General features: G+C 67.1%; 16 protein-coding genes. 5 read left to right on the forward strand and 11 right to left on the reverse strand.

Annotated features, from left to right (window positions below; genetic code table 11):
• Positions 1 to 15: 15 nt before the first annotated feature.
• The 5 genes from J2S97_RS15760 to J2S97_RS15780 form a co-directional block, all read right to left on the reverse strand.
• Entirely contained in the window at positions 16 to 1,563 is a 1,548-nt protein-coding gene (locus tag J2S97_RS15760) for an aldehyde dehydrogenase family protein (RefSeq protein WP_307050886.1), read from the reverse strand.
• Positions 1,564 to 1,574: 11 nt separating this feature from the next.
• A complete protein-coding gene (locus J2S97_RS15765; protein WP_307050887.1) occupies positions 1,575 to 2,504 on the reverse strand; it encodes an NAD(P)-dependent oxidoreductase in 930 nt (309 codons plus the stop codon).
• Positions 2,505 to 2,589: 85 nt separating this feature from the next.
• Positions 2,590 to 3,402 carry a MurR/RpiR family transcriptional regulator gene (locus tag J2S97_RS15770; protein WP_307050930.1) on the reverse strand — a complete coding sequence of 271 codons (813 nt, stop codon included), beginning with the start codon at positions 3,400 to 3,402 and terminating at the stop codon, positions 2,590 to 2,592.
• 217 nt (positions 3,403 to 3,619) lie between these two features.
• Positions 3,620 to 4,861, reverse strand: a complete 1,242-nt coding sequence (locus J2S97_RS15775) for an NYN domain-containing protein (RefSeq protein ID WP_307050888.1) — start codon at positions 4,859 to 4,861, stop codon at positions 3,620 to 3,622.
• A 124-nt stretch (positions 4,862 to 4,985) separates the two neighbouring features.
• Complete coding sequence (locus J2S97_RS15780) at positions 4,986 to 5,462, reverse strand: TetR-like C-terminal domain-containing protein (protein WP_307050889.1); 477 nt, start codon at positions 5,460 to 5,462, stop codon at positions 4,986 to 4,988.
• Here J2S97_RS15780 and J2S97_RS15785 point away from each other — a divergent pair.
• Positions 5,455 to 6,678 carry an MFS transporter gene (locus J2S97_RS15785; RefSeq protein WP_307050890.1) on the forward strand — a complete coding sequence of 408 codons (1,224 nt, stop codon included), beginning with the start codon at positions 5,455 to 5,457 and terminating at the stop codon, positions 6,676 to 6,678. The genes J2S97_RS15780 and J2S97_RS15785 overlap by 8 nt on opposite strands.
• A 14-nt stretch (positions 6,679 to 6,692) precedes the next feature.
• Here the strand turns inward: J2S97_RS15785 and J2S97_RS15790 are convergent, their stop codons facing one another.
• Complete coding sequence (locus J2S97_RS15790) at positions 6,693 to 7,406, reverse strand: bleomycin resistance protein (RefSeq protein ID WP_307050891.1); 714 nt, start codon at positions 7,404 to 7,406, stop codon at positions 6,693 to 6,695.
• Positions 7,407 to 7,528: 122 nt separating this feature from the next.
• The gene (locus J2S97_RS15795) at positions 7,529 to 7,876 is read right to left on the reverse strand and encodes a nitrilase-related carbon-nitrogen hydrolase (protein WP_307050892.1); all 348 of its coding nucleotides are present in this window, start codon (positions 7,874 to 7,876) and stop codon (positions 7,529 to 7,531) included.
• 20 nt (positions 7,877 to 7,896) lie between these two features.
• Between J2S97_RS15795 and J2S97_RS15800 the strand changes: the two genes are divergently transcribed.
• Both J2S97_RS15800 and J2S97_RS15805 read left to right on the forward strand, forming a co-directional pair.
• The gene (locus J2S97_RS15800; protein ID WP_307050931.1) at positions 7,897 to 8,178 is read left to right on the forward strand and encodes a hypothetical protein; all 282 of its coding nucleotides are present in this window, start codon (positions 7,897 to 7,899) and stop codon (positions 8,176 to 8,178) included.
• Positions 8,179 to 8,238: 60 nt separating this feature from the next.
• Entirely contained in the window at positions 8,239 to 8,631 is a 393-nt protein-coding gene (locus J2S97_RS15805; protein ID WP_307050893.1) for a hypothetical protein, read from the forward strand.
• Here the strand turns inward: J2S97_RS15805 and J2S97_RS15810 are convergent.
• The 4 genes from J2S97_RS15810 to J2S97_RS15825 all read right to left on the reverse strand — a co-directional run bounded on the left by J2S97_RS15810 (position 8,628) and on the right by J2S97_RS15825 (position 12,351).
• On the reverse strand, positions 8,628 to 8,936 hold the full coding sequence (locus tag J2S97_RS15810; RefSeq protein ID WP_307050894.1) for a hypothetical protein: 309 nt from the start codon (positions 8,934 to 8,936) through the stop codon (positions 8,628 to 8,630). The genes J2S97_RS15805 and J2S97_RS15810 overlap by 4 nt on opposite strands.
• Positions 8,937 to 8,981: 45 nt before the next feature.
• Positions 8,982 to 9,575: a GNAT family N-acetyltransferase gene (locus J2S97_RS15815; protein WP_307050895.1), complete on the reverse strand. Its 594-nt coding sequence runs from the start codon at positions 9,573 to 9,575 to the stop codon at positions 8,982 to 8,984.
• On the reverse strand, positions 9,562 to 11,685 hold the full coding sequence (locus J2S97_RS15820) for a penicillin acylase family protein (protein ID WP_307050896.1): 2,124 nt from the start codon (positions 11,683 to 11,685) through the stop codon (positions 9,562 to 9,564). Before J2S97_RS15820 ends, J2S97_RS15815 begins: the two co-directional genes overlap by 14 nt.
• A gap of 189 nt (positions 11,686 to 11,874) precedes the next feature.
• Complete coding sequence (locus J2S97_RS15825) at positions 11,875 to 12,351, reverse strand: NUDIX domain-containing protein (protein ID WP_307050897.1); 477 nt, start codon at positions 12,349 to 12,351, stop codon at positions 11,875 to 11,877.
• 108 nt (positions 12,352 to 12,459) lie between these two features.
• Between J2S97_RS15825 and J2S97_RS15830 the strand changes: the two genes are divergently transcribed.
• Both J2S97_RS15830 and J2S97_RS15835 read left to right on the forward strand, forming a co-directional pair.
• On the forward strand, positions 12,460 to 13,233 hold the full coding sequence (locus J2S97_RS15830) for an oxygenase MpaB family protein (RefSeq protein WP_307050898.1): 774 nt from the start codon (positions 12,460 to 12,462) through the stop codon (positions 13,231 to 13,233).
• A 104-nt stretch (positions 13,234 to 13,337) separates the two neighbouring features.
• Entirely contained in the window at positions 13,338 to 14,264 is a 927-nt protein-coding gene (locus J2S97_RS15835; protein ID WP_307050899.1) for a DUF817 domain-containing protein, read from the forward strand.
• Positions 14,265 to 14,279: the final 15 nt, after the last annotated feature.

The raw sequence follows: 14,279 nt of genomic DNA on the forward strand, positions 1-14,279 counted from the left end.
GCTTGTAGGAAGGGGCTAGTAGGAAAGGGAAGGGAAAGGGGACCCCGCTGCCCGGGTGGGCACCCAGATCGCCTTGGTCTGCGTGTACTCGTCCAGGACGCCGGGTCCGGAGGAGCGCCCGTGGCCTGAATCGCCGAAGCCGCCGAACGGGACGGCCACGTGGATGGTCTTGTACGAGTTGATCCAGAACGTACCGGCCTTGACCGAGCGCGCTACGTGGTGGGCCCGCGAAACGTCTGAGGTCCACACAGCGCCGGCCAGGCCGAAACTGGTGTTGTTGGCCCGGGCGATGGCTTCCGCCTCGGTGTCGAAGGCATCCGCGCCGACCACCGGGCCGAAAACCTCGGTGGTCTCCAGGCGGTTCTGCGGCGTCACGCCGTCCAGCAGGGTGGGCATCACCCAGTGGCCGCCGGCCAGGGCTGAGTCAGCGAGGCGGGACGGAAGAGCGGATCCGGTGATCCGTCGCCCGCCGTCCTGCACGCCGGCGTCGATGAGGGAGTTGACGGTGGCAAACTGCTGGGCGGTGATGATGGGGCCCACCTCGGTGTCGGCGCTCAGCGGATCCCCGACCCGAAGGCGGCCGGCCCGGTCCGCGACCAGCTCCACGAACCTGTCGTGCACGCTCCGTTCCACGAGGAGCCGGGACCCGGCGACGCAGGACTGCCCCGCCCCCGAGAAGATGGCGGAAATGGCGCCGTCTGCCGCCCGCTCGAGGTCGGCGTCGGCGAACACGATGTTGGCGGATTTGCCGCCGAGTTCCAGCAGGGCCGGAATGCCCGCCTGCGCGGCGGCCACCGCGACGCGGCGCCCGGTGGGCACGGAGCCGATGAAGCTGACTTTGCCGACGCGCCGGTCGGACGTGAGGGCTGCGCCGACCGTCTGGCCGAGCCCGGGAGCGACGTTGAAAACACCGTCCGGCAGCCCGGCTTCGTGTGCCAGCTGCGCGACCCGGACGGTGGAGGCCGGCGTGAACTCGCTGGGCTTGATGATCACGGCGTTGCCGGCCGCCAGGGGCGCGGCGGAGTTCCAGCCGGCGGTGAACATCGGCGCGTTCCAGGGCGTGATGGCCACGACGACGCCCCACGGCACCCGTTCCGTGTAGGTGTGCCAGGATCCGGGCACCGGGATGGTCTGTCCGGTGAGCTTGTCCGCCCAGCCGGAGTAGTAACCGAACATTTCGGCCACTTTGGCGGCTTCCACCCGGGCGTCGCGGATGGGTTTTCCGGTGGTGGCCGATTCCAGGATGGCCAGTTCTTCGGCGTGGGCCTCCAGTGTGCGGCTGACGTTGCGGAGGATGGCCGCGCGCTCGAACCCGTTGAGGTCGCCCCATGCCGCAGCGCCCCGGACCGAGCTTTCCAGGATGTCCCGTGCCCCTTCGGCGCCAGGATCGGCGTAGGAGGCGAACGGTGCGCCGGTGGCGGCGGCGGTCAGCGTGATGCTTTCCCCATTGCCCGGCACCACCTTGCCGTCGATGAAGGCGCCGAGGCCCCCGGGGAAGGACGCGTCGAGGACGGCGCGGGCGGTGTCCGTCGAGGAGGACGTGGGTGCTGTGGTGATGGTCATGCGGGGGTTCCTTAAGAGCGGGGCGCGGTGGCTGCGGCCACGGGATTGGTGGGAGTGCCGGCACGGGTGATGGCGGGGGCAACCATGCGGGCTATTTCGGTGAAGTCGGCGCCGGGGCCGAGGGCGGCCAGGGCTTCCTGCCACTGGCCGACGACGGCGGCGAGGAGGGCGGGGTTCTCGCCCTTTTGCCGGGCAACGTCCACCGCCAGGGCGGCGTCACGGGCCATGAGGCCCAGGGTGAAGCCGGAATCGTGCGTGCCGGAAAGCACCCAGTTGGGGTACATGTTGGCGGAGACCTTGCTGCCCCCGGAGGCTCCGCTGATGCTGGCCGCGGCGGTGCCCGGATCGATGCCGTAGGCCTTGGCCACGGCGAGGGCTTCGCCCACGGCCACAAGGTTGGCGGCGGCCAGGACGTTGTTCAGCAGCTTGACCACGTTGCCGCTGCCGGGGCCGCCGATGTGGCTGTATTTTCCGCCGGTCAGTGCGTTCAGCACAGGCTCGGCGGCGGAGAGGGCAGTTTCGCTGGCCCCTACGAAGGCGCTGAGCGAACCGCTCGAGGCACCGTCCCGGCCGCCGGAAACGGGCGCATCCACAAACGCGGCGCCGTGCGATTCGGCCAGGGAGGCCATCGCGGCGCTGGTGGCCGGCTCGGAGGTGGTGGTGTCTACGACGGCGACGGTTCCGGGCGCGCTGAACAGGCCGGGCACAGTGGCCTCGACAATCGCGGCCGACGGAAGGGACAGCACCACGTAGGGAGTTCCGGCCAGCGCATTGGCGTCCTTCACGGTGGCAATGCCGCGTGCCTCCGCGGCGGCCCTGGCGGCTTCGGAGGGGTCGAAGCCCGTGACCTGCCAGCCGGTGCGGTGCAGGGTGTCGGCTATGGCTCCGCCCATTGCGCCGAGGCCGATGACGGCTATGCGGCGGTCGATGCTGGTGTTCATTGAATGCTCCTTGGGGGTGTTGCTGAAGTTCGGGGGGTAGGACGGACTGACCGGCGACGGCGGTGGTCCCGGTCCGGGAATGCGCCTAGTCCAAAAAGATGTCGAGGTCTTTCCAGAGCTGCTGGGTCCGGCGGATGGTTTCGCGGCTGCGCTCGGGGTGGGCAGCCTCCATCCCGGTCAGCAGGCCGTAGACCGCGGAGTTGGCGGCGGTCACGGACTGGAAGAAGGAAATGCCTTCGGAGGCGACCACCAGTAGGTGGTCGGCGATCGTCGCGAGGCGGCCGCGCCGCATGTCGCTGATGGCCACGACCTTCACGCCGGCCTGATGCGCTGCCTCCGCCGCGGCGATGATCTCGCGCATGGAGCGCCACATGTTGATCACCACCAGGACGTCGCCGTCGCCGAGTCGGTTGACGCTTGAGGCGAGGTGGACCCCGCCGCGGGGTTCGAGGGTGATGGGGTAGCCCATGATGGTTCCCAGATGCGCCATTACGCTGGCGGGGCCGGCGAAGGAGCCCATGCCCACCACGGTGATCGTCCGTGCCTCGGCCAGCGTCGCGATGGCGGACTGGGCCTCGTCGGCGGTGTTCGCGTCCAGGGTGAGGCGGAGGTTTTCGATGTCGTGGTTCAGCGCGTCGTGGAGGGGGCTGCGGTGTGCGCCGTGTTCCACCAGCGTGTCCTCGGTGGAAATCATCACCAGGTAGCGGGCGCGCAGCTCGCGCTGGAGGTCGGGCCAGCCGCGGTAGCCCAGATGCTGGGCCGCCCGGACCACGGTGGAGTTGTTCACGTCGGCCCGTTGCGCGATCTCGGCAATATCCGCGTAGGAGGACAGCTGCGGATTGCGCACGATGACCTCCACCACCCTGCCCTGGGCTTTGGTCAGGAGAACGTCCGGCAGGGCGTCGCCGAGCCAGGCCGATGCCGGATCGGAAGCGCCGTTGCTGCTTCCGGGACGACCGGACGGTGGCGAACTGGTGGACACGGGAACTCTTCTCTGTAAGCTGCATCACTCTGCAATGACGTTTGCATCAAATGTACTATGCAATTTGGATTGCAGGAAGAGTTTGGTGTTTCCGGGCCGTTAAACCTTGCTGGCCAAAGGCGCGCCCCGGCCGCTAGGCATCGACAAAGCCGCCGCTGGCCCAGCGCCGCAGGGCCAGCCTTTCGGCGTCGTCGAACTCCATCAGGGCCACCCGGCAAAGTTCTTCCACGTCGTCGGCCCAGGCCGCTGCCAGTTCTTCCGCCGTTGCAGTGTTGGTGAGCTGGAAATCGACGTATCCCAGGCCCTGAATGACAAAGTTCACTGCGCCGCGGGACACCGGCTGACCCGCGGTGACACAGTCATCCCGGACAAGTTTTGCCAGTTCGTTGCGGTTGGCCGGCTGCTCACGAAGCCTGGCCGCCATGGCCAGGAACAACTGCCGGAACTGGGCTGTGGAGAGTGCGGGCACATCGGTGACCCTGGCGACCCGTTCTTCGATGCCGGATTCGACCTCTGCTTCGGCCGGCAGATCGTCGCTTGAAAACCTCTGCGCATCCCAGACCCAGCCACCGCGCGTTGCCGTGTATTCAACACCCTGGCCGATCTGGGACACCCAGGTTCCGAACTTTCCGTAGCCGCCCCAGTCTGTCTTGAGGGAGGGATCCGCCGTGAGTGCCCGGTGGGCCACCATTGCCCCGACAACCGGACCCGGGGCAGTCCGGACAAAGTCGCAAACCTCCTTGACCGCGGCGGAAACAGTCTTCGTCCGGGATTTCGCCTTCGCTGCCCCCTCGGTACGCTGCGGCTGCACGGACGCCACCGCGTGGATCGGCTCCACGGTGGTGCCGTTGAGGATTGCCACAAAGTCGTGCGATTCCACCACGCTGTCCGCCATCTCGCGGTAGGCGAAGGCCACGGCGCCGGCGGCGATTACGGTGGTCATCTTGTCGGCGGCCCGGAACCGCTGGATGAGCGATGTGAAGTCCGCGTCGGCCGATGCGATGAAGAACTCGTCGATGCCGCCGCTCCCGGACAGGGTGTCCATGGCGTCCAGCACAAGGTTGATGTCGGTGCGGCTCTTTCCGCGTTGCGTCAGCGACGGGCAGTCGATCACGCGAAAACCGGCGCGCGTCCAGTACGTCCGGTACTTCGAGTACACCACCGGGTTGAGGTAGCAGTTGCGGATCAGGAAGCGCCGGGAGCTCTCGCCCGAGCCCGCGGCAGACAGCGCGTCCGCCCAGTGTTTGGGGTCTTCCGCGAACCGTTTCGCCGCCGTCGGATCGAGGGCCTGCAGGCCCGTAAAAACGTTGTCGAAATCAACAAACATGGCGGCCCGGATGCCGGGGCGTCGGGAGGGGGAGCGCGCGTCTTTCATTGGCTCAGTGTGCCAGCAACCCGGGGTACGTGGGGAACTTTTTCTGCAACCACGGCGTTGTCCGGCTATCCGTGGGAAGGCAACTGGACGGCGCCTTTGAGATACGCCGGGTTTCGCACCTTGGCTATCCCGCTTCCGGATGCCTGTCCCCCAGCAGCCCCGAGACCAGCCCGGCGGCATACCCTGCCGTCGGGCGGTCGCGGGTGAAGAGGATGCGGTAGAGGATCGGCGCAACCACGCGGTCGAGGACGTCCTCTGTCGCCGGAGCGTGCGCCGCCGGGAACCTCTGGACAATGATCGAGACTGAGTCTGCGGCATAGCGCGCGCAGATCCCCGCGTTGTCCCCGGTGGCATCACCGGCAAGCACATCCGCCACATACGACCGCCCGGGTCCGGAGGCCATCTCTTCCTGGAACTGTTCGGCCCAGGCGGCGAGGTCGCCTTCGAGGGAGCCGGTTTCGGCAGGCGGCTCGGTCTGGCGGAACCGGTCGGCTGCCACATCCGAAAGCAGCGCGGGAAGATCACCCCAGCGGCGGTAGATGGTCGTCGGGTTGGTGTAAAAGCAAACAGTTTGCTTTTGAGAGGTGTTGTCCGTGACCACAGAATGTCTTCCCCGATCCACCGCGCCGGCCAAGGTTCCTTCTCCCGCCAGAATGGGTGTCCGTGCGGCAGTTGTGGTGCAGGTGCTGATGTCCGTCGCATTCCTGGCGGCGTCCAGTGCGCCCACGCCGCTCTACGCCATCTACCAGGAGCAGCTGCATCTGACTCAGTTCACCGTGACGGTTGTTTTCGCCGCGTATGCGCTGGCTCTTCTGGCCGCGCTCCTGATCATCGGATCGCTGTCCGACCATCGGGGCCGGCGTGCCGTCATTCTTGGCGCCCTGGCTCTTGAAACGGCAGCCATGATCGTCTTCGCCCACTCCGGCAACGCCGCAGAACTTATCTCAGCCCGCATCCTGCAAGGCGTCGCCACGGGGGCGGCGACGGCGGCTTTGGGGGCAGCGCTCGCGGATCTTGCCCCGCGGCGTGCCCCTCTGGTGAACAGCGTTGCACCGATCATCGGCATGGTCGCGGGTGCGCTCGGCTCCGCAGCCCTGGCAGCTTCGGCCCCCGCCCCAGCCATGGAAGTTTTCGTGATTCTGATTGCGGTGTTCGCCCTGCTGCTGGTAGCCGCGCTCTTTCTGCCGGAGTCGGCGGCACGGCGTCCGGGTGCCCTGAAGTCCCTACGGATCAGCGTGTTCGTCCCGCCCGCTGCCCGCAAGGCACTCCTGGTCGCGTCCCCGGTGCTCATCGCCGTGTGGGCCATCGGTGTTTTTATGTTGTCCCTCGGCCCAAGCCTCGCGCGGGTACAGACCGGCTCCGTCTCACCCATGGTGGGAGGCTGGCTGGTGTTCGCGCTGACCTCCAGCGGAGCCGTAGCCGTCTTCACATTTGGCCGCCGACCGGCCGCGCGGGTCCTGGTGGGTGGCGCGGCTGCCCTCCTTTCCGGCGTCGCGGTCACCCTTGGCGCCGTGGTCGCCCGCGAGCCGATCCTCTTGTTCCTCGGCGTCGTTGTGGCGGGGGTCGGCTTCGGAACAAGGTTCCAAGGCGCCATGCGGACGGTAATGCCCTCGCCAAGGCGGAAGGATGAGCCGCATCGGGCGGGGCTGGCATCCGGGCGGCGGCTACACCGCGGACGACGTCCGGCGCCACACGGAACGGACGGGTCTCGGTGCCCCGCTTTTTCACGTGGCCAGTGCCGTCTGAGTCAAAGGGCTAAGCGGAGGACCAGCGGGACGGACGACGGCGTGAGGTTCCGCCGACGGCCGCCTTTGTGAAAACGCCGGGTCCGTCATGCGCCCCGCAGATCCTCGACGGCAGCAAGGGTTCCGGCCAGGCGCTCACGGTCGCCCGGGCTCAGCGGTATCCCTTCCAGTTCCGCCAGTAAACTGGCCGCCTTGTCCGGATCCCGCAGCGTCAGTGCGAGTTCGGCGCGGTAGGCAAGCGCCTCGACCCGCTCCACAGCGCTCGCGTCGGCAAACCGCGCCAATGCGCCGTCGAGGATCTTGGCTGCCTGGGCTGTGTCGGGGTGGCTGTCGGAGAGGACCACTGCGTTGTCCAACGCCTGGGCCAGCTTGCCCGCCTGGGCCAGCTTGCCCGCCTTGGCCGGCGGTTCCGCCGGGGCTGCGGCAGGGAAGATGCGGATCCAGTTCCCGCCCGGGTCAATCACCGTGAATCCCGCGAGGCCCTCGGCGTTCTTGCGGGGCCGGGGGCGGGTCATGCGCGGGATTCCTGCCAGCGGAACCTTGCCGTACTGTGCCCGGAGGCCGTCAACGCAGGCGCTGTGCAGTTCGCCCGTGTCCGGGACCTGGATGATGCAGCTGCCGTACGAATCGGCGGGGTCGAAGCCGGGCATCCCGAAGAAATGCAGCTCGATGTCGCCCCGGCACATTGCCAGATAGGGGTTGGGCTTGGCCTGCCGGTACGTGCGCTCGAAGCCCAGCGCCGTGTAGAACGTCAGGATGTCGTCGATGGAGGCACAGGGCAGCAACGGAATGACTGTCATGACGATTCCTCGCGGGTCATGAGATCAGGCTACGCCGGGTCCTTGGTGGGGAACGCGCCCAAAGCAAGCGGACGACGGCGGGAGGGCCCGCCGTCGTCCACCCGCCGTTGCCGGTGGTGCTATTAGCTCCATTCGGGCGGCTGGAAGCTCGCTCCACCGAACATGGGGTAGGCGAGGATGCCGCGCTGGTCCTTAAGCTGGGACCAGGGCTTGTTGATTCCGAACGTCCCGTAGCGCCGGGCCTGCGTCACCCGGTCCAGGTCCAGGACGCCGTAAAGGATTTCTTCTCCGCCCCGGGCCTGCTGCATGATGGTGCCTTCCGGGTCCACGATGACGCTTTCGCCGACCCCTGACGGGTCCCCGCCGTTGACGTTCACCACGAAGACCTGGTTGACGAAGGCATTCGCCCGGGACATGACCACTTCCATTTCCCGGTCCCGCGTGGTGGTGAGGGTGGGCTGGATGATCACAGGGCATCATCGCGGAAGGAATTGCCGCCGGCGAATTTCATCCGGTCCTCGAGCCGGCGGACATTGCCCGCATCATCGTCGCCCAGGAGGATGGGCTCGTCATGGACGTGCTGTCCGGGGTGGCCAGCAGCCACTACGTTTCGAACTCAACGCACGCCTCGCGGCGGTCCTCCTCGCGGTGGATCCCGCAACGCTGCTGGAGCCCGCCCGAACGTAAGGGAACGACTGGGCCAGTGCCCGTGGCGGGGAAGTCGGGACGGCGCCATTTGACTTGCCTCACCTCGGTGGGATTTGTAGCCTAGACCCCGCTTCCGCGCCCGTAATGGTCGCGCGGGAGTCCGCCTGCTCAACCGAGGATGCTGATGAACACGAAAGTCGCCACCACTGTACGAAACTATTGGTTGGCATTGGCTGCCATATTCGGGCTGACCCTGAGCGTTGTGGCAATGGCCGACTGGCCGTGGCCGTTGATTATGGGAGCCGCCTTCATCCTTTTCGGCGTCCTGCACGGCCTTCGATACCGTCAGGTAGGCCGAAACGTCCAAGGCACGCTCGCCACTGCCAGCCCCGGGGTAGGCGTCGTGGGAGGCCTATTCGGAGCCGCCGCGATACTCATCCACGGCACTCCGGTTGCCATCTGGGCAGGGCCACTCCTGGGCCTGGCCACATTCCTCGGCGTGTACCTGTACCTTCACCGTTTCGGACGGTTTTACGGGCATCCCTCAGAAGCAGCCAACGGAATGGGCCGCAGTTAGCCCTGCAGCTGGGGCAGGCACATGCAACGGATTTCGAAGAACGGAAGTCCCGGCGGCTCCTCGCCGTGCCCCGTTGAGACAAGATAGTCATCCTCGAGGAGATAGACGGGCAGCTGCGGTGACAGATAGCTGTTGTACCGGGACGGGTACACCCACTGGCCGTTGATGTCGAAGGCCGGCAGGGCGTAGGGTTCCCGCCGGTTGTGGACGGTGGGATAGAGGCCGTCCCCGATCCACAGATGGCTGGCCAGGCCGTACAGGTGGTCATGGTTTCGGGTGGTGGGAAAAAGAAGGGCCTGCTGCACGGATTACACCTTTCCTCTATGACTGTTGCGGCTTTCCGGAGGCCGCTACGACTCCTGTGATTCGAACTTTGCCCTGGTCAGGAACACCAGCTGCGCTTCCTTCTCCGCGAGCTGCACTTTGGATCCCGGTTCGAAGCCGCAGCCCTGGAACCGCCGGATGGCCTTGCCGTTCCGGGCATCCGGTTCCGCCACCACCCGATCCTTGGCGGGATCCGAAAGTAGGAAACGGACCAGTCCGGCGACGAGGACCGGTGTGAAGTTCCGTACCGGGCTGGTGGCAGGGGCCAGCAGGAGGTGCATGCCGGTATCTCCGGGGCGGGCCTCGTACGCGTCAGCCACGGGATCCTCGAGCGGCTCATAGGTCTGGAAGATTCCCGCCGGGCTGCCCGCCACGGACATCAGGTACGCGTGGTGCGTGTCCAGCCCATCCAGGAACTGGTAGATATCCCGGACTTCGTCACGGCTCAGCTCACGCATGCCCCAGAACCGGGCCCGTTCCTCCCGTACCCAGCTGTAGATCAGGTCAGCGTCAGCCTCCGGAAGGACCCGGACAAGCCGGAGCCGGCCCAGCGCGGGCAGGTCCTCCTCGTAGACGGACTCCCGGGCAGAGAGCGGCAGGGCAGTGTCAGCGCGGGTCATGGTTCTCCTTGGTGAGCTGCTCCCAGTCAGTGATGACGGGAATGAGGTCGCCGGCCGCCCAGACGGGCAGCTGGCTGGCGAAGTGCGGATTTTCGGGGAGGCCCGAGGCGCCGAAAGGCACTACCCAGCGGCTGTTGGCGCGGTTTTCGAGGTCCCACACGTAGCGGGCCACGGGTCCCCGGAAAGACCTGTCGGTGAGGCCGGGCAGGCTTTCGGTGGAAAGCACGCACGCGGTGTCACCTGACAGCTGGGTAAGCGGGACGGCGGGCACCGAAGCGGCCCCGCCCGTGCCGTGGTCGGCCAGGGCGTGCAGCGGCAGCACGGTATGGCTGGCACCCCAGGTTCCTGACGGAGCCGCGGCGGCCGTTTCTTCCAATGCGCGGCTGGCTGACTCCATGACGTCGATGCCGTAGGACGGACCCTTCGCGAGGATTGTCTCGAGGGCAAATCCCACGCGTGCCACCGGATTCAGCCACGGCGCGAACAGGGGAGCGTAGCTGTGGGCGGCACCCGGCCGGTTCAACGCCGGCGAACCCGCCAAGGCGAGGACCAGGGCCGAGCGCCAGGCTGCAAAGGCGGCAGCGTCGCCGCTCTCGGCGTGCATGTGCCCGTCCCATTCCAGCAGCCGTGCGCGGAACGCCAGCGCGGTTTCGGACAACGTGGCGGTCCCGGACAGCGGGTCGGTTTCGGGCCGGGATGTGAGCCCTTGCAGGAGTGCACGGAAGACGGGCCACGAACCGAGGAGGCTGTCCATGTGGATGCGCTCCATGTAGGCAGTGTCCAGCCCTGTGCCGCCTTCCTCCAGCAACTGCCGGATCCGCCGGGCGCGGTGGGCCGGCGCAAACTCCAGGCCGAGCCGGTCCCCGCCGCCTGAATCACGGTCATTGGCATTCACGGCCAGCGCGGACACCGGAGTGCGGGGCAGATCCTCCCAGCCGCCGGTCCACTGGTGTTCCGTCGACCACGCCGGGACCGGGCGGACCCGGTTCTCCCTGCTCCGGACCGGGACTTTCCCGGCGATGAGCTGGCGCGTGCCGCCGTCGGAATCGGCCACCAGCACGCAGTTGACCGGTTCCACCCAGGCTTCCAGCGCCGTCTCCACATCAGCCGCGGAACGGCTCCGCAGGAGCGGCAGCAGCGCCTCAAAGCCCAGTGTTCCCGCAACGCGGGCCGGCGTGCGGAGGCTGAGGGCGCCGCCGTCGACCCCTCCGGAGATCACCGGACCGCGTTCCGTTTCAATGACTTCAACGGTCTCCGCAGCCGAACCGCGGACCAGGATCGTTTCCTCGTGCTGCGCCAGGACCGGGCGCGCGCCGTCCGGTCCGAGCGCCAGCACCACGTGTCCCTCGCGCCGCAGCTGCTCGCTGTAGAGGTCCTGGTAGTCCGCCATCGCGTTGGTGACCGCCCAGGCCACAGTCCCGGTGTGGCCGAAGTGGGGGATTCCGGGAACGCCGGGAAAAGCGAGGCCGACGACGTCGAACTCCGGGCAGGCCAGCCGCACCTGCTGGTAGACACCGGGGAGTTCCATCAGACGATGCGGGTCCCCGGCAATGAGCGGGTACCCCGACTGCGTCATGCTGCCTGCCGCTGCCCAGGCGTTGCTGCCGGCCCACACGGGAGCTTCAATGCTGAACAGATCCACTGCCCCCGCACCGAGGGTTTGGGTCACGTGGGCGCGCCATAGTTTGTTGGGAAAAGTGCCGAAGAGAATGTGGTGGACCAGGAAAACGCCCAGGGGCGTCCAGGGCTCCCAGGGCGCAGGCGCAGTGTCCGTGTCCCGGAATTCAGGAGCGTCACGGACGCCGGAGCCAAGGGCATGGTTTACGCCGTCGACATAGGCCGAGCACCAGCCCCGCGTGGCAGCATCCAGGCTCGTGAAACAGCGGCGCGCGGTATCGTCGAGCCGGGACCGCCGGGCAAAGCGGTCCCATTCGAGCCCGTCAGCTCCCAACTGCTCTGCTGTCCTGCCTTCCGAGCGCCACCGTTCCATTTCGATCTGCCAGGAACGGTCCGTGGCCGCGTTGAAGCCCTGCAGGAAGGCCAGTTCCTCCGCGTTGTCGGCTCGCAGGTGCGGGATCCCCCACTCGTCGCGGAACGTCTCAGCGGACATCGGCGGGGACCTCCGGCCGGTGGCGTCGTGGTGCAGCAGGCACGTGAGTCTCCCGGATTCTTCTAGTTAGGTAAGGCTTAGCTAACTAGAAGAATAGGGCGGGGATCGGCGTTGACAAAATGCGGCAGTCACAATGGGACAAGCACGACGGCGGGACGTCCCGCCGTCGGCCGCTGCCTCTGTGTCCATTCAGGACAGGGTGTCCCCGAGGTGCTGAGTGAGGGCGTCCAGGATGGTCAGTTGGCCTTTCACCAGCTTGGTCCGAGCTTCCGGCTCAGTGAACCACCGGGCGTCGTCGATCTCGGGAAAGTGCTGGATCACGCCGGACCCCTTCGGCCATTCCAGCGGGAAGGTGTTGCTCACAACCTGGCCGGGCCGGAAGTCCCACTCTGCGGTAAACGCCGTGATGATCTTGCCTGACGGCTGCCTGAACGCGCCAAGCCGGACGTAGTCAGCAGGCGGGGCGGGCGTGCCCATTTCCTCGGCGAACTCCCGCAGGGCGGCGGCTAGCGGATCCTCGTCCGCTGGGTACTCGCCCTTGGGGATGGACCATGCGTGGGCGTCCTTGCGGGCCCAGAACGGTCCGCCCATGTGGGCAATCCAGACCTCCAGCCCAGCTTCCGGGTTCCACCGGTACAAGAGTATTCCAGCGCTTCGAACGGTCATGTTCCCTCCCCTCCCAAGGCTATACGGGCCGGCTGCCGCCATGGCGTCCGGTCTTCGACGGGGTCTCTCCGGCAGGCGCCCTTCCGGCGTCTCGGGTAGGGTGTGGGCATGGTGCGTGGACTTGCCGACATGGGAGCAGAAGGCGTTTTGCTCGCCGGGGCAGGCCGTGCAATTTTGCTGCAGATCGCGAACCCGGCCGTGGGCCACGGCGTGGCCGAACACAGCAACTTCACCAGTCGTCCGCTGGAGCGGCTTCGCGGCACCCTGACCTACGTGTACGCCGTGGTGTACGGCACCGAGGGACAGGTGGCGGCCGTGCGCCGCAGCGTGAACCGCGCCCATGCTCCAGTCCGCCGCAAGCCCGATGACGCTTCCGCAGGGTACAGCGCCTTCGACGCCCAATCACAGCTGTGGGTGGTGGCAACCCTCTATGACACCGCCGTCACTGTGTACGAGAGAATTTACGGGGCGCTGGACGACGAAGCGGCGGACATCATGTACCAGGACTACGCGCGTATCGGCACGGCCCTGCAGCTTCCGGCAGAGATGTGGCCGGCCGACCGTGCGGCCTTCCGCACCTACTGGGACGGCTGCCTGCAACGGCTGCAGGCCGACGAGGTCAGCGTCCGTGTGGCCCGCGAGCTGCTGTATCCGCCCGACCCGCAGCTTTGGCAGCGCCTGGTCATGCCGCTGGCCCGCTTTATCACCGTGGGCCTCCTGCCGGACCAGCTACGGCAGGGCTTCGGCCTGCCGTGGAGCGAACGTCATCGCCGCTGGTTCGACCGCACCATGCGGTGGTCCGCCGTCGTCTATCCGCGGCTGCCGCAGCGGGCCCGGCACTGGCCCAAGAACTACTGCCTCGCCCGGCTCGGCGCGGCCTAGGACCTAGGACCTAGGACCAAAGGCCAAGCACGCAGGCAGCAAACGGACCGGATGTCCGGCAGGAAAATCAACATTGCCACTCGTGGCGGGGGAACAGGGTACCAATGCGCAGCTTCACGTCCGTAGAACTTTTGATCGATGAGCGGGCGCACCGGTTTCTGGACAAGGCTCCTGCCGGCGGCGCCCGTTCCAGGCTCACCGAGTTTGTTGTCTTTGGCCTCAAACAGGGCTGGGCATGCATCTTTGGTGCCGCGCTCCTCGCCGTGCTGCTGGCGGCCCGCCTCTGGTATCCCGACGACGCCGGACTGGCCAGGAACGACTTCCTGACGCTCGCCGCCGTCGTGATCCAGATCCTGATGTTTGCCACACGGCTCGAAACCCTCCGTGAGCTCAGGGTGATTGTCCTCTTCCATTTGGTGGGAACGGTTATGGAGCTGTTCAAGACCGACGTGGGGTCCTGGTCCTACGAAGCCGAGGGGGTCCTGCGCATCGGGGCGGTTCCGCTTTTCAGCGGCTTTATGTACGCGGCCGTCGGCTCCTACATGGTTCGCGTCTACCGCCTGTTCGACCTGCGCTTCGCCCGATACCCTCGGCGGTGGGTGACGGCGATCGTGGCCGCAGCCGTCTACGCGAACTTCTTCACGCACCACTACCTCGTGGACGCCCGCTGGGTCCTGCTGGCCGCCGTCGTGATCATCTACGGGCGGTGCGTGATGCACTTCCGCGTGTTCCGCAGGAAGTTCCGGATGCCGCTGGTCCTGGCCTTCCTGCTCGTGGCGCTGTTCATCTGGATTGCCGAGAACATCGCCACCTGGTCCGGGGCCTGGCTCTACCCCAACCAGGTGGACGGATGGCACATGGTCTCACCGGACAAGCTGGTCTCCTGGTTCCTGCTGATGATCATCTCCGTGGTGCTCGTGGCCTGGGTCTACAAGCCCCTGCCACCCGAGGAGCCGGCAGGGCCCGGCGTGCCCGAAGAGCCCGAGGAAGCAGGCCTCAGGCGCCGAATGCAGCCTGGTCGCAACCTTTGAACCCCTAGCATGGGG

The organism is Arthrobacter oryzae, assembly GCF_030812315.1.
Taxonomy (GTDB): domain Bacteria; phylum Actinomycetota; class Actinomycetes; order Actinomycetales; family Micrococcaceae; genus Arthrobacter; species Arthrobacter oryzae_B.

Coding starts and splice junctions, on each gene's coding strand:
- J2S97_RS15760 (WP_307050886.1), bottom strand. CDS start 1,563: ATGACCATCACCACAGCACCCACGTCCTCCTCGACGGACACCGCCCGC.
- J2S97_RS15765 (WP_307050887.1), bottom strand. CDS start 2,504: ATGAACACCAGCATCGACCGCCGCATAGCCGTCATCGGCCTCGGCGCA.
- J2S97_RS15775 (WP_307050888.1), bottom strand. CDS start 4,861: ATGAAAGACGCGCGCTCCCCCTCCCGACGCCCCGGCATCCGGGCCGCC.
- J2S97_RS15790 (WP_307050891.1), bottom strand. CDS start 7,406: ATGACAGTCATTCCGTTGCTGCCCTGTGCCTCCATCGACGACATCCTG.
- J2S97_RS15805 (WP_307050893.1), top strand. CDS start 8,239: ATGAACACGAAAGTCGCCACCACTGTACGAAACTATTGGTTGGCATTG.
- J2S97_RS15815 (WP_307050895.1), bottom strand. CDS start 9,575: ATGACCCGCGCTGACACTGCCCTGCCGCTCTCTGCCCGGGAGTCCGTC.
- J2S97_RS15820 (WP_307050896.1), bottom strand. CDS start 11,685: ATGTCCGCTGAGACGTTCCGCGACGAGTGGGGGATCCCGCACCTGCGA.
- J2S97_RS15825 (WP_307050897.1), bottom strand. CDS start 12,351: ATGACCGTTCGAAGCGCTGGAATACTCTTGTACCGGTGGAACCCGGAA.
- J2S97_RS15830 (WP_307050898.1), top strand. CDS start 12,460: ATGGTGCGTGGACTTGCCGACATGGGAGCAGAAGGCGTTTTGCTCGCC.
- J2S97_RS15835 (WP_307050899.1), top strand. CDS start 13,338: ATGCGCAGCTTCACGTCCGTAGAACTTTTGATCGATGAGCGGGCGCAC.